The 23,183-nt window shown below is 65.6% G+C and carries 19 protein-coding genes, 1 pseudogene and 1 riboswitch; of the genes and pseudogenes, 10 read left to right on the top strand and 10 right to left on the bottom strand.

What is annotated here, in order from left to right; all coding sequences use genetic code 11:
* On the bottom strand, positions 1 to 2,085 hold the full coding sequence (locus ACQR1B_RS32210) for a hypothetical protein (RefSeq protein WP_434875040.1): 2,085 nt from the start codon (positions 2,083 to 2,085) through the stop codon (positions 1 to 3).
* Between the two features lie 21 nt (positions 2,086 to 2,106).
* Between ACQR1B_RS32210 and ACQR1B_RS32205 the strand changes: the two genes are divergently transcribed.
* Positions 2,107 to 2,427 (top strand): CU044_2847 family protein, encoded by a 321-nt coding sequence (locus ACQR1B_RS32205; RefSeq protein ID WP_434837052.1) that lies wholly within the window; start codon positions 2,107 to 2,109, stop codon positions 2,425 to 2,427.
* 91 nt (positions 2,428 to 2,518) lie between these two features.
* Here the strand turns inward: ACQR1B_RS32205 and ACQR1B_RS32200 are convergent, their stop codons facing one another.
* From ACQR1B_RS32200 to alaS, 3 genes are all read right to left on the bottom strand, one after another.
* Positions 2,519 to 2,770 carry a hypothetical protein gene (locus ACQR1B_RS32200; protein WP_434837053.1) on the bottom strand — a complete coding sequence of 84 codons (252 nt, stop codon included), beginning with the start codon at positions 2,768 to 2,770 and terminating at the stop codon, positions 2,519 to 2,521.
* A 969-nt stretch (positions 2,771 to 3,739) separates the two neighbouring features.
* Positions 3,740 to 4,969, bottom strand: coding sequence for a cyclic nucleotide-gated ion channel (locus tag ACQR1B_RS32195; protein ID WP_434837054.1), 1,230 nt, complete (start codon positions 4,967 to 4,969; stop codon positions 3,740 to 3,742).
* Between the two features lie 2 nt (positions 4,970 to 4,971).
* A complete protein-coding gene (gene alaS / locus ACQR1B_RS32190; protein ID WP_434837055.1) occupies positions 4,972 to 7,650 on the bottom strand; it encodes an alanine--tRNA ligase in 2,679 nt (892 codons plus the stop codon).
* Positions 7,651 to 7,830: 180 nt separating this feature from the next.
* A riboswitch (glycine riboswitch) is annotated at positions 7,831 to 7,941 on the top strand.
* A 145-nt stretch (positions 7,942 to 8,086) separates the two neighbouring features.
* On the opposite strand from alaS, the gene gcvT reads away from it, so the two are divergent.
* The 3 genes from gcvT to gcvP all read left to right on the top strand — a co-directional run bounded on the left by gcvT (position 8,087) and on the right by gcvP (position 12,652).
* Positions 8,087 to 9,241: a glycine cleavage system aminomethyltransferase GcvT gene (gcvT, locus tag ACQR1B_RS32185; RefSeq protein ID WP_434837056.1), complete on the top strand. Its 1,155-nt coding sequence runs from the start codon at positions 8,087 to 8,089 to the stop codon at positions 9,239 to 9,241.
* A gap of 24 nt (positions 9,242 to 9,265) precedes the next feature.
* Entirely contained in the window at positions 9,266 to 9,631 is a 366-nt protein-coding gene (gene gcvH / locus ACQR1B_RS32180; protein WP_434837057.1) for a glycine cleavage system protein GcvH, read from the top strand.
* A gap of 147 nt (positions 9,632 to 9,778) precedes the next feature.
* On the top strand, positions 9,779 to 12,652 hold the full coding sequence (gcvP, locus tag ACQR1B_RS32175) for an aminomethyl-transferring glycine dehydrogenase (protein WP_434837058.1): 2,874 nt from the start codon (positions 9,779 to 9,781) through the stop codon (positions 12,650 to 12,652).
* Here the strand turns inward: gcvP and ACQR1B_RS32170 are convergent.
* Positions 12,631 to 13,707: a DUF1835 domain-containing protein gene (locus ACQR1B_RS32170; RefSeq protein ID WP_434837059.1), complete on the bottom strand. Its 1,077-nt coding sequence runs from the start codon at positions 13,705 to 13,707 to the stop codon at positions 12,631 to 12,633. The genes gcvP and ACQR1B_RS32170 overlap by 22 nt on opposite strands.
* A 334-nt stretch (positions 13,708 to 14,041) precedes the next feature.
* Positions 14,042 to 15,130, bottom strand: a complete 1,089-nt coding sequence (gene recA, locus ACQR1B_RS32165; protein WP_315739908.1) for a recombinase RecA — start codon at positions 15,128 to 15,130, stop codon at positions 14,042 to 14,044.
* Between the two features lie 446 nt (positions 15,131 to 15,576).
* Between recA and ACQR1B_RS32160 the strand changes: the two are divergent.
* The 4 genes and pseudogenes from ACQR1B_RS32160 to ACQR1B_RS32145 all read left to right on the top strand — a co-directional run bounded on the left by ACQR1B_RS32160 (position 15,577) and on the right by ACQR1B_RS32145 (position 17,549).
* Positions 15,577 to 15,853 (top strand): annotated as a pseudogene (locus ACQR1B_RS32160) (hypothetical protein).
* A 192-nt stretch (positions 15,854 to 16,045) separates the two neighbouring features.
* Positions 16,046 to 16,198: a hypothetical protein gene (locus ACQR1B_RS32155; protein WP_434837060.1), complete on the top strand. Its 153-nt coding sequence runs from the start codon at positions 16,046 to 16,048 to the stop codon at positions 16,196 to 16,198.
* A gap of 787 nt (positions 16,199 to 16,985) precedes the next feature.
* On the top strand, positions 16,986 to 17,225 hold the full coding sequence (locus tag ACQR1B_RS32150) for a DUF6894 family protein (RefSeq protein WP_434837061.1): 240 nt from the start codon (positions 16,986 to 16,988) through the stop codon (positions 17,223 to 17,225).
* A gap of 150 nt (positions 17,226 to 17,375) precedes the next feature.
* Complete coding sequence (locus tag ACQR1B_RS32145) at positions 17,376 to 17,549, top strand: hypothetical protein (protein ID WP_434837062.1); 174 nt, start codon at positions 17,376 to 17,378, stop codon at positions 17,547 to 17,549.
* Between the two features lie 15 nt (positions 17,550 to 17,564).
* On the opposite strand, the gene ACQR1B_RS32140 is transcribed toward ACQR1B_RS32145, so the two are convergent.
* Together ACQR1B_RS32140 and ACQR1B_RS32135 are read right to left on the bottom strand one after the other, a co-directional pair.
* On the bottom strand, positions 17,565 to 17,795 hold the full coding sequence (locus tag ACQR1B_RS32140; RefSeq protein ID WP_434837063.1) for a hypothetical protein: 231 nt from the start codon (positions 17,793 to 17,795) through the stop codon (positions 17,565 to 17,567).
* A 111-nt stretch (positions 17,796 to 17,906) separates the two neighbouring features.
* Positions 17,907 to 18,203, bottom strand: coding sequence for a hypothetical protein (locus ACQR1B_RS32135; RefSeq protein WP_434837064.1), 297 nt, complete (start codon positions 18,201 to 18,203; stop codon positions 17,907 to 17,909).
* A 325-nt stretch (positions 18,204 to 18,528) separates the two neighbouring features.
* On the opposite strand from ACQR1B_RS32135, the gene ACQR1B_RS32130 reads away from it, so the two are divergent.
* Positions 18,529 to 18,987 (top strand): PaaI family thioesterase, encoded by a 459-nt coding sequence (locus tag ACQR1B_RS32130; RefSeq protein WP_434837065.1) that lies wholly within the window; start codon positions 18,529 to 18,531, stop codon positions 18,985 to 18,987.
* Positions 18,988 to 19,133: 146 nt separating this feature from the next.
* Positions 19,134 to 19,385, top strand: a complete 252-nt coding sequence (locus ACQR1B_RS32125) for a PilZ domain-containing protein (RefSeq protein ID WP_434837126.1) — start codon at positions 19,134 to 19,136, stop codon at positions 19,383 to 19,385.
* Positions 19,386 to 19,400: 15 nt separating this feature from the next.
* Here the strand turns inward: ACQR1B_RS32125 and ACQR1B_RS32120 are convergent, their stop codons facing one another.
* Positions 19,401 to 21,440, bottom strand: a complete 2,040-nt coding sequence (locus ACQR1B_RS32120) for a pyrroloquinoline quinone-dependent dehydrogenase (RefSeq protein WP_434837066.1) — start codon at positions 21,438 to 21,440, stop codon at positions 19,401 to 19,403.
* 226 nt (positions 21,441 to 21,666) lie between these two features.
* The gene (locus tag ACQR1B_RS32115; protein WP_434837067.1) at positions 21,667 to 23,181 is read right to left on the bottom strand and encodes a caspase family protein; all 1,515 of its coding nucleotides are present in this window, start codon (positions 23,179 to 23,181) and stop codon (positions 21,667 to 21,669) included.
* Positions 23,182 to 23,183 lie beyond the last annotated feature (2 nt).

The raw sequence follows: 23,183 nt of genomic DNA, 5'->3' as shown, positions 1-23,183 counted from the left end.
CTATTTCTCTCTCCCAGCCTTTTTCGAAGCGTTAGCGAGTTTACGCTGCACTTGCGAGAGATCGCGCTGCCAGCCGGCGTTGCCGGGGTCGGATTTCGCCAGCCGGTCTCTGATGGCGAGGCTGTCGGTGTAGGATTTCAGCGCGCCCGCGAGGTCGCCCTGCTCCACCTGCACGTCGCCGACCTTATTGAAGGACACCGAGAGATCGCGCTGCCAGCCGGCGTTGCCGGGGTCGGATTTCGCCAGCCGGTCGGCAATGGCGAGGCTGTCGGTGTAGGATTTCAGCGCGCCCGCGAGGTCGCCCTGCGCCACCTGCACGTCGCCGACATTATCGAAGGACACCGAGAGATCGCGCTGCCAGCCGGCGTTGCCGGGGTCGGATTTCGCCAGCCGATCAGCAATGACGAGGCTGTCGGTGTAGGATTTCAGCGCGCCCGCGAGGTCGCCCTGCGCCACCTGCACGTCGCCGATCTTGATGAAGGACACCAAGAGATCGCGCTGCCAGCCGGCGTTGCCGGGGTCGGATTTCGCCAGCCGGTCTCTGATGGCGAGGCTGTCGGTGTAGGATTTCAGCGCGCCCGCGAGGTCGCCCTGCGCCACCTGCACGTCGCCGACCTTATTGAAGGACACCGAGAGATCGCGCTGCCAGCCGGCGTTGCCGGGGTCGGATTTCGCCAGCCGATCAGCAATGACGAGGCCGTCGGTGTAGGATTTCAGCGCGCCCGCGAGGTCGCCCTGCGCCACCTGCACGTCGCCGATCTTGATGAAGGACACCGAGAGATCGCGCTGCCAGCCGGCGTTGCCGGCGTCGGATTTCGCCAGCCGGTCGGCAATGGCGAGGCTGTCGGTGTAGGATTTCAGCGCGCCCGCGAGGTCGCCCTGCTCCACCTGCACGTCGCCCAAATTTCCAAACACAACTGATAGCTCGCGTTCGTCCCCGATGCTCGCTGCTGCTGCCTCTGCCTTGCGGTAAGCTTCCTCCGCCCGGTTTAAGGGACCCGTCATCGCCCAGAGGTCCCCAAGCTCGATCCACGCCCAGACATCGTCGGGTACAAGATGGGTGACTTCGGCAAGCGTAGCCTTCGCCGCCTCATGGTCGAAATCCAGCCGCTCGATCGCGGCGCGTTCCTTGAGCAGCGGCAATAGACGTCTGGTCCTGGCGTCCTCCTCTTCCTGGATCTTGGTCGCCAGCATTGTCCTCGCGCCCGTCGTATCCAGCATCTTGAGCTTGGCCCGGGAAGCTTCGATGGTTGCATCGATGTCGCGGCCTTCGTTCGAGGAGACCACGGGTTCGGCGGCCCGAGCCAACGCACCGTCGATGAAGTTTTCCAACTGTTGCGGAAGCTCCGCCAAGGGAACGTCTGATAACTGCATCTTGTCGAGAATCGTCTGCAGATCGGCGCGCTTCAGATGGTGCTTCTCGGCCGTCGGCCGGGCTATCAGCTGCGACAGATGCGAGCGGATGATCGTGCCGGGGATGACGAAGGCCTCGTGCAGGTGGCTATTGCCGTCGTTTGCTCCAAGCTCCGACAGGCTGACGATGCCGGCCAACTGCTGGGCATGGGCAAGAAACACCGGTGAGCCGCTCGATCCCTCGGTGAACCAGTAACTCGATGGGTTCTCACCCGTAAACTGACGCCGCCAATCCGGATCGATGTGAGCGTGGATCTTTCCATCGATACATTGTTCCCGCACAATGCCGGGTCTTCGCGGATCTCGGCCAACGATCCCCGCAATCGCACTCGCCGGTCCGACCTCGTTACCTTCCTTGAAGGCGACCTGCAGAAACGTGCTGCCGGTCATCGGATAGTCGTCGGGCAGCAGCAGGACCAGATCAACGTCATAGCCGCAGGGATCCGCGAGCGAGGCCAAATGTCGTACCGCCTTTCCGTCCTGTTTGGCCCGCGGATATTCGATCTCGACCCGCAGCGGCACACCCGGATCAGCCTTCGCGGCTGCGGCCGTCGCCATGGTCCAGACGTGGCGGCAGGTCGCAATATAGCCGCCCTCGACCAGCGCGCCGCAGCCGACAAATCGTTGCGCCGGCTGCACCGCGTAGATGTATACTAGGCTCTGCTCAATCATTGCGGATCGGGAGGAAATACAATGCCTGCGCGAATGGTAGTGGAGTTACCCGGAGGGCGGAAGGTCCTTTTTGGCGGCCACGGCGCGGCAACGGGGTTGTCCGAGGTCGGCATCGGGGATGAGATTGCGAAGGCAACCGGCGACCGCTTCAGGGACGCGCTGGGGTCACTGGCTGAACTGGTCAAGGTGCTCGAACAGTCCGTGGGCAGCATGGCGCACCGGCCGGACAAGGTCGAAATGGAATTCGGGGCCTCCCTGAGCGGCGAATGCGATCTCTGGATCGTGTCGGGGGAAGGTGAAGCCGAATTCAAGGTCAAGCTATCTTGGGAGAAGGAGAAGTAGTTGCGCGAGGGCCAACCGTCGTGGGTCATTTGCCAAGTCTCCGTACCGACGCACAGAGCTTTTGATCCGCGCTGCGGGCTGAAGCCTGACGTCAGCTGAAGCGAGCGAGAAATGCTTCAATCTCTTCATCGGCCGCATGCCAATCGTTAGCGCGCTCGCGGTACAACAGTGACAGACCGACGAGTTGCAGCAGATCGTGGGCGACCAGTTTCAGCGTTCCAATTTCGGCGATCCACGGTTCGTAGTCGCTTTCCCTCCCACGATCGACCTTATATCCGAGATTGATAAGTGTGAGATAAGCCGGCACTTCCGTGTTGCCCGCCGCCGCAATCGTCTGACTCATTGGTGCGTTCTCCATTGATTTGCCCGTCGGGTCGCGATCTCATGAATCAAAGGCGGATATCGCGATTATTGTCGTTCCAGGTTCACGCGCCGAAATTCTCTTTTCATCATTCGTCTCAATCACATCGTCCATTTCAAGAGGCTCGTGCAGAAATAATTCGCTTCCGATAATCAGTATTGAGCGTATGTTGCCGACGTTCCGGTCCGGATGAGGGGCGTACGCGTCGTCACGACACGTTGGACCGGCAATGCGGTGGACGCGAGGGCATCAGCGCGCTTTTGAGCGTGGACGAATGATGCGCGCGCGGACGTGAAGTCGCGTGGTCCTGACACCCCGATGCTGGTGTCCAGCGCAATGCGCGCAAGCGCCTTGTGGCGAACGGTGGCCAACAAGCCCGGTGCACCGAGGAGATCGCGTATAAGCGTTAAAACCATCGCGCAGGGAATGCCGGGGTGATCCGGCGGCACCTGTGGTACCTGCCGCCTGCAATTTTTTCCGCAGGCGGGCCATGGGTGAGGCCATCACCCGGCATTCCCTGCGCCCTCATCGCTATTCGAGGGCCGACGCCTTCCGCATTCCCCGGGCGCTACACGCCGCGGGACCGCGAGCGCATGCCTAGCTGTTTGACTCGTTGGATGAACTCATGAGTTCGCGTATGACGCAACTCAGCGACACTTGCGAGCTCCATTGGACGTGAGGCGATCTCGCTCTCACCCTCCCTCCCCTGGAGGGCAGGCCATCGCATATGGATATTCTAGGCCGTCGCAGCAAACGAACCCGTAAGTTAGTTACTCCGTCATGCCCGGGCTTGTCCCGGGCATCCACGTCTTTCTCAGCACGCCGGACGACGTGGATGGCCGGGACAAGCCCGGCCATGACGACGTGGTGAGAGACGAGCGCAAAACTGCGATCGCCATATGCGATAGCCCTGCCCCTCTAGGGGAGGGTGGCAGCGGAACGCGCCCGCCCCTATCCGCCTAGCTGGTCGTCGTGCTCGGCCTGGGACAGTTCGGCGATCGCGAGGTCCCCGGTGTCGGCCATGCGGGCCTTGGCCGTGGTCTTCACGTGTGCGGCGAGCGCGGGCATGCGGGCGATCAGGGCGTGGAAATCCTGGGCGTCGAGCACCAGCAGCCGGGTCTTGCGCAGCGCCTTGACGGTGCCCGAGCGCTTGGTCCGGTGCAGCAGCGCGATCTCGCCGAAGAAGGTGCCGTCGGCAAGCCGCACGCATTGCGCCGGCAGCTCGATCTCGACCTCGCCGGCGGTGATGAAATACATCGACGAGGCGACGTCGCCGCGGCGCACCAGGATCTCATCGGCCTCGATCGTGCGGGCCCGCAGCAGCCGCATGATATCGGCGATCTCGGATGCGGAGAGATGCGAGAACAACGGCACCCGCGCCAGCATGCCCCAGGTGACGACGAAGTCGCGCCGCTTCACCTCGTCAGCAAAGGCGTTGGAGATGATGGCGACCGGCAGCGCGATCATGGCGAGGCCGCCGACGATGGTGAACACCGAGATCGCCTTGCCGAGCGAGGTCACCGGGACGACATCGCCATAGCCGACGGTGCCGAGCGTCACGATCGCCCACCACATCGCATCGGGAATGGTACCGAACTTGTCGGGCTGCACGTCACGCTCGACCGCGTAGAGCAGCGAGGCGAACAGCAGCACCGCGCCGATCAGGATCACGATGCAGCCGACCAGGGTGCGGCGCTCGGCCTGGATCGCGGCGAGCAGCGAGCGCATTGCCGGCGAGTAGCGCACGAGCTTGAGGAACGGCAGCACGCTGAGCATCGCGAGCGTGGCGTGGTCGCCGAAAGCCAGCACGAGCGCGGCCGGCAGAAAGGCACAGAGGTCGATGATGCCGAGCGCGGAGAACGCGTAGTCGAAACGGTCGCGCGCCGCCGAGACCTGGCGCGGCGTGTGGCCGGCGACGCTCCAGAGGCGCGCGACATATTCGAAGCCGAACACCAGGATGGCCATGACCTTCACCGCGGTGAAGGTCGGCCCGAACCGGGCATCGAGATGCGGCACGGACGCCAGGATCGTCGCCAGCACGTCGGCGAAGATCACGATGACGACCATGCGCACGAAGCGCGAGCCGACCGAGAGCGGCAAATGGTCGTGCTCGAGCAGCTCGTAGAGCCGGTCCCGCAGATCGGGATCGCGAATGCTGCTCCCGGGGCCGGACGCCGGCACGGTCAGCCGGCGGTCTTGCTGATCGCGCTCTCGATCGCGGCCAGCGCAGCGTCCGCCTTGGACCCGTCCGGGCCACCGGCCTGAGCCATGTCGGGACGACCGCCGCCGCCCTTGCCGCCCAGCGCCTCCGAGGCAGCGCGCACCAGCTCGACGGCGTTGAAGCGCGGCGTGAGATCGGCGGTGACGCCCACGACGACGCCGGCCTTGCCGTCCTCGGCGCGGCCGACGATGGCGACGATGCCGGAGCCGAGCTGCTTCTTGGCCTCGTCGACGAGCGACTTGAGATCCTTCACCTCGACGCCATCGACCGCACGGGCCATCAGCTTGATGCCGTTGACCTCGCGGATGCCAGAGGCGGCTCCGCCTGCAGCAGTGCCGCCGCCCATCGCAAGCTTCTTGCGCGCGTCCGACAGCTCGCGCTCGAGCTTCTTGCGCTCCTCCATCAGGGCGGTGATGCGCGCCGGCACCTCGTCGACGGTGGTGCGCAGCTCGGCCGCGGCGGCCTTGGCCAGCGAGAGATTGTGGTTGGCATGGGCGCGCGCACCGCGCGCCGTCAGCGCCTCGATGCGGCGGACGCCCGAGGCGACCGCGCTTTCTGATGTCACCGCGATCAAGCCGATGTCGCCGGTGCGCTTCACATGGGTGCCGCCGCACAGCTCGACCGACCAGCCCATCGCGTTCGAGCCCTGCTCGCGCGCGGCGTTGCCCATCGAGACGACGCGGACCTCGTCGCCATATTTCTCGCCGAACAGCGCCCGCGCACCGGCCTCGCGGGCATCGTCCAGCCCCATCAGCCGGGTCGTGACCTCGGCATTCTCCAGCACGACGTCGTTGGCGATGTCCTCGACGCGGGCAAGCTCCTCCGCGGTGATCGGCTTCGGATGGACGAAGTCGAAGCGCAGCCGGTCGGGCGAGACCAGCGAGCCGCGCTGGGCGATGTGGTCGCCGAGCACCAGGCGCAGCGCCTCGTGGAGGATGTGAGTGGCCGAATGGTTGGCGCGGATCGCGCTGCGGCGGCCGTGATCGACGTCGAGCTGCAGCGCGGTGCCGAGCTTGAGCGTGCCCTGCTCCACCGTGCCGATGTGGACGAACAGGTCGCCGGCCTTCTTCTGGGTGTCGGTGATGCGGATGCGCACGCCGTCGCCGGTCAGCACGCCGGTGTCGCCGACCTGGCCGCCGGATTCGCCATAGAACGGGGTCTGGTTGAGCACGATCGCGCCGCTCTCGCCCGCCTTCAGGCTCTCGACCTCGGCGCCGTCCTTGACCAGCGCCGTGACCGCGCCTTCCGCGGTCTCGGTCTCATAGCCGAGGAACTCGGTGGCGCCGAGCTTCTCGCGCAGCGGGAACCAAATGTCTTCGGTCGCAGCCTCGCCGCTACCGGCCCAGGCGGCGCGCGCCTTGGCGCGCTGGCGGTCCATGGCATCGGTGAAGGAGGCCTGATCGACGCTGATGCCGCGCGACTTCAGCGCGTCCTGCGTCAGATCGAGCGGGAAGCCGTAGGTGTCGTACAGCGTGAAGGCGACGTCGCCGTCGAACATGTCACCCTTGGTAAGCGTCGCCGACTTCTCGTCGAGGATGGCAAGGCCGCGCTCCAAGGTCTTGCGGAAGCGGGTCTCTTCCAACCGCAAAGTCTCCTTGATCAGCGACTCCGCGCGGATCAGCTCCGGATAGGCCTGGCCCATCTCGCGGGAGAGCGTGCCGACGAGCTTGTGCATCAAGGGCTCGCGGGCGCCGAGCAGCTGGGCATGGCGCATCGCGCGGCGCATGATCCGGCGCAGCACGTAGCCGCGGCCCTCGTTCGACGGCAGCACGCCGTCCGAGATCAGGAACGACGAGGCGCGCAGATGGTCGGCGATGACGCGGAGCGACGCCTTCTGCGGCCCCTGCGGATCGGCGTTGGTGAGGTCGGCGATCGCCCGGATCAGCGCGACGAACAGGTCGATGTCGTAATTGTCGTGCTTGCCCTGCAGCACGGCAGCGACGCGCTCCAGGCCGGCGCCGGTGTCGATCGACGGCTTCGGCAGCGGATTGCGGACCCCGCCCTCGAGCTGCTCATACTGCATGAACACGAGGTTCCAGATCTCGATGAAGCGGTCGCCGTCCTGCTCCGGCGAGCCCGGCGGGCCGCCCCAGATCTTGTCGCCGTGGTCGTAGAAGATCTCCGAGCACGGGCCGCACGGGCCGGTGTCGCCCATCTGCCAGAAATTGTCCGAGCCGGCGATGCGGATGATGCGCGACTCAGGCAGGCCCGCGATCTTCTTCCACAGGCCGAACGCCTCGTCGTCGTCGATATAGACGGTCGCGGTCAGCTTGTCCTTCGGGAGGCCGAACTCCTTGGTGACGAGCTTCCAGGCGAGCTCGATGGCGTTCTCCTTGAAGTAGTCGCCGAAGGAGAAGTTGCCGAGCATCTCGAAGAAGGTGTGATGCCGGGCGGTGTAGCCGACATTGTCGAGGTCGTTGTGCTTGCCGCCGGCGCGCACGCATTTCTGCGACGTGGTGGCGCGGTTGTAGGGCCGCTTCTCGACGCCGGTGAAGACGTTCTTGAACTGCACCATGCCGGCGTTCGTGAACATCAGGGTCGGGTCGTTGCGCGGCACGAGCGGCGAGGACGGCACGATCTCGTGGCCGTTCTTGGCGAAGAAATTGAGGAAGGTCGACCTGATCTCGTTGACGCCGCTCATAGCAATCCAATCGAACAAATCCGGGAATTCGGCGGAATCGCTTTTAGACAAGGGGCCTTCGCGTGTCCAGAAACTGTGCAGAAACATCATGGGGTTGCTGCACGGCTCCTAAAGCTGGTTGAAAGCCATGGTGACGCGTTGACAGCACCCGTGAGCTGGTGTTTTGTCCGGGCACTGACGACAGTCGCGTCGGGAGAGACCGTCTCTTGAGGTTCTGGTTGAACTTCAGGGGTCGGCGCCGAAGGAGCAACCGCCCCGGAAACTCTCAGGCAAAAGGACCCTCGCGACTGCTATTGCATCTGGAAAGAGACGTAAGTCCGGCTTTGACCGGGATGCGTCCGCCGACGGGATAATACTCTCAGGCACAGCGACAGATGGGGCTTCGGTGACGTTTTTCGGGACTGGTCCCGGGAAACCGCGCGAGGACCCCTGATCGATGGCTGAACCGGCTGCTGCTCCCTCCATTTCTCTCAAGCGAACGCCGCTGCATGCGCTACATGTCAGCCTCGGCGGCAAGATAGTGCCCTTTGCGGGCTATGAGATGCCGGTGCAATACGCGCCCGGCGTGCTCAAGGAGCATCTCCATACCCGCAGCGCCGCCGGCCTGTTCGACGTCTCCCACATGGGTCAGGTCGCGCTGGTCCCGAAATCCGGCAAGGTGGCCGACGCCGCAGCTGCGCTGGAGCGGCTGGTGCCTCAGGACATCATCGGCATTCCGCCCGGCCGCCAGCGCTATGCCCAGTTCACCAACGCCGATGGCGGCATCCTCGACGACCTCATGGTGGCGAATTTCGGCGAGCACCTGCTGCTGGTCGTCAATGCTGCCTGCAAGGACGCCGATATCCAGCTCTTGCGCGACGGCCTGTCCGACGTCTGCGAGGTGCAGCCGCTGACCGACCGCGCGCTGCTGGCGCTGCAGGGACCGAAGGCCGCGTCGGTGCTGACCAAATTCTGTGCAGATGCCGACGGCATGCGGTTCATGGATGCGGGACCGCGCACGGTCGATGGGCTCGCCTGCTACGTCTCGCGTTCCGGCTATACCGGCGAGGACGGCTACGAAATCTCGGTCCCCACCGGCAGCGCCGAGCAACTCGCCGAGGCGCTGCTGTCGGACCAGCACGTGCTTCCAATCGGGCTCGGCGCCCGCGACAGCCTGCGGCTCGAGGCCGGGCTCTGCCTGTACGGTCACGACATCGACACCACGACGACGCCGGTCGAGGCGGCGCTGGAATGGTCGGTGCAGAAGGTCCGCCGCAGCGGCGGCGCGCGCGCCGGCGGCTTTCCCGGGGCCGACAGGATCCTGGCGCAGTTCGACGGTGGCGCAGCCCGCCGCCGTGTCGGGCTCAGGCCCGAGGGCCGTGCACCGGTGCGCGAGGGTGCGACACTGTTCGCCACGGCCGACGCCAGCGAGCCGGTCGGCAAGGTCACCTCGGGCGGCTTCGGCCCGACGCTGAATGCGCCGGTCGCGATGGGCTATGTGCCGACCACCCTGGCCGCTGTTGACACCCAGCTGTTCGCCGATGTGCGCGGGCAGCGTCTGCCGCTGCGCGTCGCCGCCATGCCTTTCGTCCCCAACACCTACAAACGTTGACCCTGCAAGCGCTGAAGGACGTCCATGACCACGCTCTACACCTCCGACCATGAATGGCTCAGCATCGAAGGCGATGTCGCCACCATCGGCATCACCGACTATGCCCAGGCGCAGCTCGGCGACGTCGTGTTCGTGGAGCTGCCGCAGGTCGGCCGCGCGCTGACGAAGGCGGAAGCCGCCGCCGTGGTCGAATCGGTCAAGGCCGCTTCCGACGTCTACGCCCCGATCACCGGCGAGGTCGTCGAGGTCAACCAGGCGATCGTCGACGAGCCGGCGCTGGTCAACACCGACGCCGGCGGCATGGCCTGGTTCTTCAAGGTGAAGATCGCCGACAAGGGCGAACTCGGCGGCCTGATGGATGAGGCTGCCTACAAGGCGCATACGGCGTGAGACGTCGGATGCGGCGGCCAACACCACTGTCATCGCCCGGCTTGACCGGGCGATCCAGTACGCCGCGCACCTTCCGCCTGATCTCGCCATCAATGTTGACTGGATGCCCCGCCTGCGCGGGGCATGACGAGGCATAGAGGATTGCTCATGACCACGCCGCTCAAGCCGCTCGATGATGCCGCCACCAGCTTCGCCCGCCGCCATATCGGACCCTCACCGCGCGATGTCGCCGCGATGCTGGAGACCGTGGGCGCGAAGAGCGTGTCGGAGCTGATGGGACAGACCCTGCCCGATACGATCCGGCAGGCCACGCCGCTCGATCTGGGCGACGCGCTGAGCGAGACCGAGGCGCTGTCGCACATGCGCGCGCTGGCGGCGCAGAACCAGGTCTTCACCTCGCTGATCGGCCAGGGCTATTCCGGCACGCACATGCCGGCGGTGATCCAGCGCAACATCCTGGAGAACCCGGCCTGGTACACGGCCTATACGCCCTACCAGCCCGAGATCAGCCAGGGCCGCCTGGAGGCGCTGTTCAACTTCCAGACCATGATCTGCGACCTCACCGGGCTCGATGTCGCCAACGCCTCGCTGCTCGACGAGGCCACCGCGGCGGCCGAGGCCATGGCGCTGGCCGAGCGCTCGGCGCGCGCCAAGACCAAGGCGTTCTTCGTCGACCAGAACGTGCACCCGCAGACGCTGGCGGTGCTGCGCACCCGCGCCGAGCCGCTCGGCTGGCACCTGATCGTCGGCGATCCCGCCACGGATCTGGACGGCGCCGAGGTGTTCGGCGGCCTGCTGCAATATCCCGATACGACCGGCGCCCTGCGTGATCCGCGCGCCGCCATCGCCAAACTGCACGACAAGGGCGCGCTCGCGATCCTCGCCGCCGACCTGCTGGCGCTGACATTGATCGCCTCGCCGGGTGAGCTCGGCGCCGACATCGCGATCGGCTCGGCGCAGCGCTTCGGCGTGCCGATGGGCTATGGCGGACCGCATGCCGCCTATATGGCGGTGCGCGACGCGCTGAAGCGCTCGCTGCCCGGCCGCATCGTCGGCCTCTCCGTCGATTCGCGCGGGGCCCCCGCCTATCGCCTGGCGCTGCAGACCCGCGAGCAGCATATCCGCCGCGAGAAGGCGACGTCGAACATCTGCACCGCGCAGGTGCTGCTGGCGGTGATCGCCGCGATGTATGCGGTCTATCATGGGCCGGAGGGGCTCAAATCGATTGCCCGCAACGTTCATCGGCGGACGGCAGTGCTGGCGGCGGGCCTGCGCAAGCTCGGCTTTGCGCCGGCCAGCGAGACGTTCTTCGACACGGTCACCGTCGAAGCGGGCAACAAGTGCGATGCGATCATCGCACGCACCGAATCCGAGCAGATCAATCTCGGGCGCGACGGCAGCCGGCTGCGGATCGCGCTCGACGAGACCACCACGGCCGACGTCGTTGAAGCCGTCTGGCGCGCCTTCGGCGGCGAGCTGTCCTACGCCGCGATCGCGGCCGAGGCGCGCGATGCGCTGCCGGCCGAGCTCAAGCGGCAGCGGCCGTACCTCACCCATCCGGTGTTCCATGCGCATCGCTCGGAGACCGAGATGCTGCGCTATCTGCGCAAGCTCGCCGACCGCGACCTCGCGCTCGACCGCGCGATGATTCCGCTCGGCTCCTGCACGATGAAGCTGAACGCGACCACCGAAATGATTCCGCTGACCTGGCCGGAATTTTCCAGCCTGCATCCGTTCGTGCCGCGGGCCCAGGCGGCCGGCTATCACACGATGTTTGCGGTTCTGCGGGACTGGCTGTGCCGGATCTCCGGCTATGACGCGGTATCGCTGCAGCCGAACTCCGGCGCACAGGGCGAATATGCCGGGCTTTTGGCGATACGGGGCTATCATGCCGCGCGCGGCGAGGGCCATCGCACGATCTGCCTGATCCCCTCCTCCGCCCACGGCACCAATCCGGCCTCCGCGCACATGGTCGGCATGGAGGTGATCGTGGTCGGCTGCGATGCGAACGGCAATGTCGACCTTGGCGATCTCAAGGCCAAGGCGGAGGCGCACAGCGCCAAGCTCGCGGCGATCATGATCACCTATCCCTCGACGCATGGCGTGTTCGAGGAGCACATCCGCGACATCTGCGACATCGTCCATGCCCATGGCGGTCAGGTCTATCTCGACGGCGCCAATCTCAATGCGCAGGTCGGCCTGTCCCGGCCCGGCGATTACGGCGCCGACGTCAGCCATTTCAACTTGCACAAGACGTTCTGCATTCCGCATGGCGGCGGCGGCCCGGGCATGGGCCCAATCGGCGTCAAGGCGCATCTGGCGCCGTTCCTGCCGGGACATCCCGCAACGGACGGAACCGTGGCGCACCCTGTCGGGCCGGTCTCGGCGGCGCCCTACGGCTCGGCGTCGATCCTGACCATCTCCTACATCTACATGCTGCTGATGGGCGGCGAGGGCCTGACGCGGGCCACCGAAATCGCGATCCTCAACGCCAACTACGTGGCGGCGCGGCTCGATCCGCACTTCCCGGTGCTCTACCGCAACGAACGTGGCCGCGTCGCGCATGAATGCATCATCGATCCCAGGCCGCTCAAGCCGAGCAGCGGCGTCACCGTCGACGACATCGCCAAGCGGCTGATCGACTACGGCTTCCACGCGCCGACCATGAGCTTCCCCGTCGCGGGCACCCTGATGATCGAGCCGACCGAGTCGGAATCCAAGGCCGAGCTCGACCGCTTCTGCGACGCCATGATCGCGATCCGCAAGGAGATCGCCGAGGTCGAACAGGGCCGCTTCAAGATCGAAGCCTCGCCGCTGCGTAATGCGCCGCACACCGTGCACGACATCGCCGATGACGACTGGAACCGGGCCTATCGCCGCAGCGAAGGCTGCTTCCCGGCCGGCACCTCGCGCACCGACAAATACTGGTGCCCGGTGGGCCGCGTCGACAACGTCTATGGCGACCGCAACCTGGTGTGCTCGTGCCCGCCGGTCGGCGACTACGCGGAGGCGGCAGAGTAGGCTGCCTCGCTCACGCTCCAATCGATCGAGCGCCACGGCTCCCGGCATTCAATGACGCCGGGCGTGTCAGGGGCGTCCGGAGCGATCAGCACCCCGTGCCAACGCCAGAGATTGGCGTTGGTCAATTCGGTGCCGCCCCACCAGCGCCGGATCACATTATGGCTCCTGTAATCCTCCTCGCCGGCAAGGATTGCCTTGCCGAGAGGCGTCAGCGACAGCGCGCTGGACTTGTAGCGGTCGAAGCTTTCACGAGCATGGTGCATCTCGACCGAGAACGGCCATTCGGCGAGCCCCGAAATGGCAGGCACGCGCGCCAGCGCCAGACTGTCGAGCAACGCGCCTCCTTCCCAGTAGTCGAACACCCGCCGCTGAAAGCGCTCCCGGTGGTGCGGCAACAGCTCGAGTGGGCGCCGATAGCCGGCTGACAGCAACTCCAGGATTCTCAGTTCCGATGCGCCGAGGCCGGTTGCGGCGCCGGGAAGCTCATCGAGCATCTCCTGCACGCAGCGCCGAAGCTGCGGCAGCGGACTGAGGTCCTGCTTCAACAGATCGAACCAGGCCTGCGGTGTCGGTGCCCGAAAGGCCCGCCATGCACGATGACCCAGGTCGAGATGCTCACGTGACAGCTCGACGCCAATCGTCTGACCGCCGAGCTGTCCGGCCGGAGCATGGAGCGGTGTATCGACATGCCGCAACACGATCCTCGTCGCGATCTCCGCGTGATCGCGCAGATAGTCCAACAGCCAGATGAGGACCAACTGGTCGTTTGGCCTTGTGTCCATCCAGAGCTCGACACGATCGCAGCAGTCGACGAGTTCGAGGAAGCCCTGGCTCCGCACGCCCGCCGCCATCAACTCGCGGCGCGAGGCAAAATCCAGCCAATGCCCCCTCTTCCGTCGCGGGGCGCGCTGGCCGAGAAAAGTGGAGAGTTCGGCAACGGACGGCAGGGGGCCCCAGACGAAACGGTGAAGAATAGGCACCACCAGATTGGCAATTCCGGCTCTCCGTAGCGTGCCGGCGCCGGAATCATCGGCCGTGAGAATGAGGCGCGTCATTCGCTTGGCTCCGTCATGGTCCGGCTGGGCCGGCCACTTCAGTACGGGGCTGTCAGTCCGGCGGTATCAGTACGCTCGCGATCGGTGCCGGCGCCAAAAATCCGTGCCGGCACGTCGAGGCAACCCATCAGCCGCGGGAATCCGGTCAGCCGGTCTATCCAAGATTCACGTGTTCCAATCCGGGACGGATCAGGCGTTCCCGAACGCATGCGCCCCTGCCGTCAAAACACGGCCACTCAAGGGACGCAGACCGCCCGAGCGGGACACATGGACAAGCGGCCGGCGCCGGAACGTCATCAACGCGACGTCCACGGCGCCCGCTGCGGTCGTCGTCCTACTCCTCGGCCGGCTCCTCGCCGTCGGCATCGCGCTCGGCATTGCCGGCCAGGATCTGCTCGGCGATCAGGCCGGAGTTCTGGCGGATCGCGGCTTCGATCTTCGCAGTCATGTCGGGATTGGCCTTGAGGAACGACTTCGAGTTCTCGCGCCCCTGCCCGAGCCGCTGGCTGTCATAGGAGAACCAGGCGCCCGACTTTTCGACGATGCCGGCCTTGACGCCGAGATCGAGGATCTCGCCCATCTTGGACACGCCCTCGCCGTACATGATGTCAAATTCGACCTGCTTGAACGGCGGCGCCAACTTGTTCTTCACGACCTTGACGCGGGTGGTGTTGCCGATCACCTCGTCGCGCTCCTTGATCGCGCCGATACGGCGGATGTCGAGGCGCACCGAGGCATAGAACTTCAGCGCGTTGCCGCCGGTGGTGGTCTCCGGCGAGCCGTACATCACACCGATCTTCATGCGGATCTGGTTGATGAAGATCACCATGGTGTGGGATTTGTTGATCGAGGCGGTCAGCTTGCGCAGCGCCTGGCTCATCAGCCGGGCCTGCAGGCCGGGCAGCGACTCGCCCATCTCGCCCTCGAGCTCGGCCTTGGGCACCAGCGCCGCGACGGAGTCGACGACGAGCACGTCGACCGCCCCCGAACGCACCAGCGTGTCGCAGATCTCCAGCGCCTGCTCGCCGGTGTCGGGCTGCGAGATCAGGAGTTCGTCGATGTTGACGCCCAGCTTGCGCGCATAGACCGGATCGAGCGCATGCTCGGCATCGATGAAGGCGCAGATGCCGCCCTTCTTCTGGGCCTCGGCCACGGTGTGCAGCGCCAGGGTGGTCTTGCCCGACGATTCCGGCCCGTAGATCTCGACCACGCGCCCTTTCGGCAGCCCGCCGATCCCGAGCGCGATGTCGAGCCCGAGCGACCCGGTCGACACCGTCTCGACATCCATCGAGCGGTCGTTCTTGCCCAGCTTCATCACCGAGCCCTTGCCGAACTGACGTTCGATCTGGGACAGCGCAGCAGAGAGCGCCTTACTCTTATCCATTGAGGAACCTTCGACGATACGCAGGGCGGTGGCGGACATTGGCGCTCCTTATGGCGGGGATTCGCGGGCGGGACAAATGGTTAACGAGGTCGGCAGCAATCTTGAGGTGAATGTACTCGATCTGTTCCATGTTCGCAATATGTTCTTTTGCTCATTCCGCTGCCGTTCACAGCTTCGGCGAGCGTCGGCGGGTCCCGCGAGCCGAACCGCCCAAGGTCACGCCCAGGGCGACGATCGCTGATCGGGACGAGACCGCCCGCGCGGTCGAACATCTCCTGTCTCGCCGCAAAGCGAATTCAACCATAAATTGCAACATGTCGGATCTTGCAAATCCGTCCGTTCTTATTTCATCCGAGATCGGCCAGTTGCTTGTCCTCTTCGAGCCTATCCTTTCAGGACCCATGACGACCCCGACCGCCGACCTGACCGTCACGCTGTGGCGTCCCGTGGGCCTGCAGGAACTCGCGTCGACCGCTGCGTCGGGCATGCGCGCATTTTCCGCCGCGCCTGCCCGAGCAACCGATCTTCTATCCGGTGCTGACCGAGGACTACGCGGTGAAGATCGCGCGCGACTGGAACGTGCCGGCCAGCGGCAGCGGTCATGTCCTGCGCTTCGACGTGCTGCGCGGTTTCATCGATCGCTACGAAGTGCGCGAGGCCGGCGGACGCGATCATCTCGAGTACTGGATTCCGAGCCAGGATCTCGCGGCGTTCAATGCCGCCATCGTCGGCCCGATCGTGCTCGTCAAGACTTTTCCATGAAGCGACCAGACTTCCGCGCGCGTAGGAACACTCCAAGTCCGTGGTTCTCCTTAGGGGAACGAAGTTCCCGCATCTCTTCTGCTTTTGTTCGGCTCATCAGCTGAGCAGGCGCATCGTTTTCGTGCAGCGAAGCCTCATCGCACGCGACGGCCCGACTGATGAGTTCCAAAATCTGCTATCAACATGACAAGCATGCTGATCATTGCCACCCATCGTGACAGCAGCGAGAACAACGAGGCCGTTCCCGTCGCCGGTTCCGGACTGAAGAACCGGCTGCTCGAATTGCGCCATATGATGGTCGTCAGACAAACAGGATTGCCGAACGGCCGGGATGGAAACGGATGATTTTTTCCATTCGTCGCTGACGAGTCAGCCGGACGTCGGCCGACCGTTTCCTGGGGGAATGGGCGTGATGTCGCTCACGCGCCTCCGCAGCCGCGAAAACCCCGGCGTACCACGGCCATTGTCATAAACGTTTGGTTGTGGTACTGAAGTCGGGTCGTCAAACGTCAAGACAGATTTTGATCAGCCCCGAATTTGTTTGTTCGTTTCCGATGGTAGCTGGCGCATATCGACCCCGGCCCATTCTCGTGACTGATGTGCGTCGACTTCCGAGCCATGTGCTGGATAGCTGTGCAGGATAGCTGCAGGCTTCCGTCATCCGTAGGCGCTGGGCCCTGAAAACCATCCGCGCCGAAAGAAAGCCCTGGATCCAGGTCCAGGGCTTTCGACGTCTTGCAGCACGGCGCACCGTCATGGCGTCTCTCACTTCGTCGACACGAAATCTATTAGGAGTCGGCCTGCCACCGGTCGCCTTGATTTGACGCAAGGTGGGCAATTGGCTTTCGCAGTAACATGACTTTGTCATTGCCGAACTGCCCTCGCGGGGAAGCTGCGACGTTGACGCCGAGCCTCGGATCGCGGCGATCCGAGGCTCATTCGTTTCGGCTCGAATGCGGCGTCGGGTCGTGCATACGCACCGCACCCTGGCGTTGAGCGGCGACAACTAACAGCCGGCACCACAACCGACCGTATTTTACCGGAATTGATCCAGGGGGGTTTTCCGCTTCCATTTACGTTGCGTTCATCAAATTCAGCGGCCTGGGGCGGTCAGGGGTCACCGGTTTGGCAAATGCCGCTCTATTTCTTCCGTATCCGTAATGGCCACTTCTCAGGCGCGTCCGAGTATGGGACCGAGTGTGCCGATCGTAATGCAGCCTGGAAAGAGATGACCACTGTCTGCGCCGACATGGCCAGCAGCATCTCGCGCAAGCTCGCCGAAAACTCCGAGTGGCAGATGGAGTTGCTGGACGAGGATAAGCAGCCGATCTTCCGCATCCGCATCGTCGCCGAATCGCTCGATCAGGCCTGACATCGGATGCCGGCGGCGACGAGCGCCACCATTAATTGCATAATCAAGACTTATCAACCTTTTGACGAATACGACTGCCTGTCATTTCGGCAGGCACTCTTGATCCAGATCAATAAGCCAGTACCCATCCTGGCTGACACTTAAATTTGTATGGGTAATCTGATCTTCAAATGCCCGCGTACCGGGATGAACGTGCAGCATTGGCTGGAAGAGCCAAGGCCCGGCGACCCCGCGTCCGCGTATGAAACCGTGGTCTGCAAGGCCTGCACCCGGCTTCATTTCATCAACCGCGACACCCGCAAGCTGCTCGGCGAACGGGATTGAGCGGCCGTCGGCAGCTCAATCTGCGCTCGGCAATCGGCGCATGGTGAACTCGATGGCGCCATCGGGCAGCTCGCGCCAGCTTTCCACGGCGCTCATATAGCCGGCCTTGGGATAGCGCGTCAGATAGTCGCGCGCCCTCGCGCGCGCCTCCTCGCGCGGCAGCGTGAACGTGTCGCGCACGTAGCCGTCGCTCCTCTGGCGCCGGGCCGCCATCCGGCTGGCAATGTCCCGCGGGCGCAACCCCATCGACGAACTCCAACGCGTTGCCACCCCGTCAATATAGACGAGGCCGCGCGGAATCCGAGTCGGGTCATCGACGCTCGCGGCGTGACAGGCGCCCTGCCCGACTGAGCCCGATCAGTTGGTGCTGGCGCCGGTCTTCGGCTTCTTGGCCGCCGTGGTCTTCACCGCAGGCGCCGCTTTCGGCTGTTCCACCGCGCGCACATTGCCCCAGGGATCGGCACTGGTCTTGGCGTCAGGGATCTTGCGCATGGTATCGCGGTAGGCCTTGTCACGCGCCGCTTCCGCCTCCCGTTCCTCGGGGGTCTTGGACGGACCGTCCGCGAGCAGGTTGATGTTCGGCATCTGCGCCATCGCCGGAACGGCCCAGCCGGTCAGCAAGGCGACCGTCATCGTCACGATCAGCTTCTTCATTGGTTACTCCCCGGTATCAGCCGCCTTATATCATCGCCTCGCCATGCGCCAAGTCTCAGGCCACAGGTCTCGGGCCACAAGTCTCGAGCCACACGTGCTCGAGCAGCAAGCCTTCGGCACCGGAGGTCCCCAGGCAGTATCCCCCTCCAACCCGGCCGCGACGGACACCCTCGCCGGCACATCTCATCCGCCGCCTCGGACCTGTCGCCTCGTCACCATTCATCATAGGATTCCGACTCCGGCCTTTTCAAGCCGCGGGTCGGCGGCCACCCGCGGCCAGGACGGACCGCCCGCGCCGCCCGGCGGAGCGAGCCGATCACCAAACATGGGAGGACTTGCCCTCGTGCCGAACGACACTCCGGACTTCACCATCGATCAGGCGGGACGCATCCTGGATGACGTGCTCGCCCCCTGGATCAAGGATCTCGCGTTGCTCGTCGAGACCATCGCTCCCTCAGCGCAAGGCGAGCCGGGCGCCATTCTACGCATGCCGTTCTCGCCCCGGCTGTGCCGTGACAATGGCGTCGTCTGCGGTCAGGCGCTGATGGCCTTCGCCGATACTGCGATGGTGATCGCGATGGTGACCGCGAGCGGCGGCTACCGGCCGATGACCACGGTCGACCAGACCACGCATTTCATGCGCGCCATCGCCTCCTCCGACGTGCTGGCAGAGGCACGCGTGGTCCGGATGGGGCGGACGATGAGCTTCGGCCGGGTCACGCTGACCGGCGCGACCGACGGCAAGCCGGCGGCGATGGTCTCCAGCGCCTTCGCGATGCTCTGATCCATACGGCCACGGAGATTTAACGAAAGGTGAAGAGGATGGCCCGGCCTCAGCGAGCCGGATTCATCGCAATGAAACTCGGGCCTGATCTATTTTACTCGCTTTTGACGCGAAAGGTGACGGCATTCAACACCAGGCTACAGGCGATGATCGAGACAGACAACAAACGGATCGCACCCCGGCATCGGGTGCTGAAGCAAGGCAGACTGGCATTCGATGGCGGCGGCGCCGTCGATTGCATGGTCCGCAACATGTCGGACAGCGGTGCGCGGGTCGAGGTGGTCAGCCCGGTCGGGCTGCCCGAAGCCTTCACGCTGGTGATCCCGGCGGACAAGTTCACGCGGCGCTGCCACGCCGTGTGGAGCCACGACAAGCGGATCGGCGTCGCCTTCGACTGACGGGATGCGAGAGGCCTAGCTCCGCGGCGTCCGCCAGCGCGGAACCGCGAGTGCCAGGAGCCCGAGTGCCAGGAGCGCGAGCAGACCGCCTGCCGCCAGGAGACCGCCGGTAAACCGTCCGCCCGGTCGGTCGATCGTCCGTGACCGCCACGACGGCGCCTCCCCCGCCCGCGCCAGCCGGAAAGCCACAACGCTGTCGCCGAGCGTGGTGCCGGCCTCGGAATGGCCACCGGCCGCGATCACCACATATTGTTCGCCCTTCCATTCATAGGTCATCGGGTTGGCGACGCCCGGCGCCGGCAGCCGGCCCTGCCACAACTCCCCGCCCGTGCCGGCATCGAAGGCGCGCAGATAGGCGTCCATCGCGCCGGTGAAGACGAGCCCGCCGGCCGTGACGACGACACCGTTGACGAGCGGCGTGCCCCATTTGAACGCGAGCCCGAGCGGCGCGCGGTCCTCGGTGGTGCCGACCGTCGACCGCCACAGGATTCTCCCGGCCTTCAGATCGACCGCCACCATCTCACCCCAGGGCGGCCGGTTGCACAGCAGTCCGAGCCTGGACATCGCGACCACCCGCGTGACCGCGAACGGCGCGCCACGCTGCAATCCCAGATCGACACCGCGCGGCGGCGTCATCCGGTCGGCCTCATCGCGCGGGATCAGCCTGATGATGTGAACGGCGCGGCTGACATTGGCGTAAAGGATCTGATGCACCGGATCGAACGCCGCCCCGCCCCAGTTCACGCCGCCGCCGGTCATCGGATAGAGCAGCGTGCCCTGCGTCGTCGGCGGCGTGTACAGACCGTCGTTGCGCAAGCCGGCGAGCTGATCGTCGCAGGAGGAATCGATCGCGCGCGGCAAGGCCCGGAAGATGTCCTCCGGCGCGAAGCGCTGCGCCAGCAGCGGCGGCACATGGGTCGGGAATGGCTGGGTCGGCGACAGAACCTCGCCCTCGACCGCGCCCTGCGGCACCGCGTGCTCCTCCACGGGCCAGACCGGTTCTCCGGTCTCGCGGTCGAGCACGAACACATAGCCCTGCTTGGTCGGCTGCATCACGACGTCGCGCGCACCCTGCCCCGTCTCGAGCCGCGCCAGTGTCGGCTGCGCCGGCAGGTCATAGTCCCAGACATCGTGATGGGTGGTCTGGAATGACCAGGCGAGCGCACCGGTCTCGATCCGCAAAGCGACGACGGAATCGGAATGGCGGTTGTCGCCGGGACGCGCGCCACCGAAGAAATCGGGACTGGGCGAGGAGGTCGGCAGAAACACGAAGCCGCGTTCCTCATCGACCGACATCGGCGCCCAGACATTGGCGTGGCCGGCCGTGATGCCGTCATGGATCAGTGGATCGAAGCTCCAGCGCAGCTCACCGCTGCGCGCATCGAAGCCGCGTACGGTGCCGGCAGGCGCATCGACGCGCGCATTGTCGGCGATCGACGAGCCGACCACCACGATTCCCCGTCCCGTCACCGGCGCAGAGGTGACCTGAAACTCGCCCGGCCACAGCAGATCCATGCCAACGTCGATGCGCACCGCGCCATCAGTCCCGAAGTCCGCGCAGGGCCGCCCCGTCCGCGCGTCGAGCGCGATCAGCCTGGCGTCGACCGTGCCCATGAACAGGCGGCTGCGACACGCCGCATCGGCCGGCGCCCGCTCGTCGAGCCAGTGAGCGATTCCCCGGCATGCATAGCGATTGGCTGGCCGTTGACCATTGCCGACCTTGGGATCGTAGCGCCATTTCTGCGCGCCGGTGGCGGGATCGAGCGCGATCACCTCGTTGAAAGGCGTGCAGACGACGAGGCTGTCCTCGACCAGCAGCGGCGTCGCCTCGAACTTGGTGCGGAGCGCCGCCGCAGGCGGCCGGCTCTCGCTGTCGCCGGTGTGAAACTCCCAGGCCCGCACCAGATTGTCGACGTTGGCCGGCGTGATCTGCGCCAGCGGCGAGAACCGCGTTCCACCGGCATCGCCGCCCCAATGCTGCCAGGCCAGCGCTGGTGCGGACACCGTGTGCGCCCAGATGACAACGACCGCGATGGCGCTGCGATGTAACGACATGATCCGGTCCACTCTCCACGACGTCGAACGCGACGCACTGCGACATGAAAGCCGCGGCGAAGACGTGGTCCAAGCAGAATGGGACGAGCGGAGGATACAGCGGGATGAGCGGAAAGATCCTGGGACCGACGGCTGGATCGGACAGATGCCAGTGAGCATTCGCGATCGGCAAAACTGAAAGCGGCCGCCCTTCCGGACGACCGCCCTCGCGAATGCCGGCGCGCCCTCAGTATCCGTAACCGCGCCGCGTTGGATAGGTCTGGGGGCCCCGGCCGTAGCCACCGCCGCCATAGCCGCCGCCGATTCCGATACTGACCGGCGGCACCACGCGCACCGGCGGACCATAGTACTCGCGCGGCGGGGGCGGCGGCGCGTAGACCACGACGTCGTCGCCGGGATCGCGGCGCGGCGTCCGGCCGGCCCGCTTCGGCGGATCCTCGTCGCGCTTCCTGACCGGCTTCTCCTCGACCCGCTTGGGCGTCTCCGACTTGCGGGCCGGCGGCGTCTGCGAGCACGGACAGGTCGGCCCGAGCGCGACGTTCGCCGGCACCACCGGCGGCGGCGCCGGGGCCGCTGCATTCACCGGCGGGATCGCCGCATTGGCCGCGGCGACGACGGGCGTCACGATTGGCCTATTGCGCAGGCGTTCGATCAGCTTGCGCGCGGTCGGCGTCAGATCGCTGTCGGGATAGCGCACGAGAAACTCCTGATAGGACGCGACGGTGTTGATCAGCACCGCTTCGTTCCAGGCCGCCATCCTGTTGTGCAGGTCGAGCCATTCCCGCGCCTGCGGACCATAGGGCGGCGCGGTGTAGAGCGCGACGAAGGCCTCATAGGCCTCGACGCTGCCGTCGCCGACGATGATCTCGTTGGCGGACTCGATCGGCTTGCCCTGCAGGCTGCGCTTCCATTCGTCGACGCTGCGCTTGGCGACCACCGGCCGCGGACCGGCATTGGCCGCGCTCGCACCTGCCGAGACCACGAAGCGGAAATCTTCCGTCAGCGACGACGAATCCCACGGCGTCTGCCGGCCCTCGGTGACCTTGTTCACGGCCACGCGCACGCGCTTGAAGGCCTGCTCGATCGGCAGGCCCGGCTCCCGCGCCGCCTCCAGCAGCGCCGTGGTGTAAGGGCTGTTGGCGCCGGTGCCGTCCTCGGCTTCCGCGCCGGGCGATGTCGAGTAGGACAGGAACGTGCCCGGCGCTCCGGTCTTGGTGTCGACCAGCGCGAGGCCGCGGCCCGCATTCTGATTGATCGCCGGAAACGGATTGTTGCGGCAGGCATCGAGCAGCAGGATGCGCATCCGGCTCGGCACTGAATTCAGCGTATTCAGAAGATCGTTGAGACGCACGGCCTGCAGCGGAATGTCGGCCTCGCGGCGCGGATCGACGTCCACGGGCACCAGGTAGTTCTCGCCGTCGATCTGCAGGCCGTGACCGGCATAGAACACCAGCGCCACCGTGTCGGGCCCCTTGCTCGCGATCTTGGCGGCGAAATCGCCGACCTCGCGATTGAGATCCCGCTGCGACAGATCGGCCGCCCTCGTGACATCGAAGCCGGCCTCGCCCAGCATTTTCGCCATGGCATTGGCGTCATTCGCAGGGTTCGGCAACGGCGTCACCGAACGATAGGCCGACTGCCCGATCACCAAAGCGAGCCTGCTGCTTTCGGCCAATGCCGGCGTCAGACCAGCGAACAGACTGCCCGCCAGCAAGGCGGCCCTCAGCGCGTGGCGAAACATGG

It is taken from the genome of Bradyrhizobium oligotrophicum, from assembly GCF_051168495.1.
In the GTDB taxonomy this organism is placed as follows: Bacteria; Pseudomonadota; Alphaproteobacteria; order Rhizobiales; family Xanthobacteraceae; genus Bradyrhizobium; species Bradyrhizobium oligotrophicum_A.
This window is presented reverse-complemented; position numbering and strand designations above follow the sequence as displayed.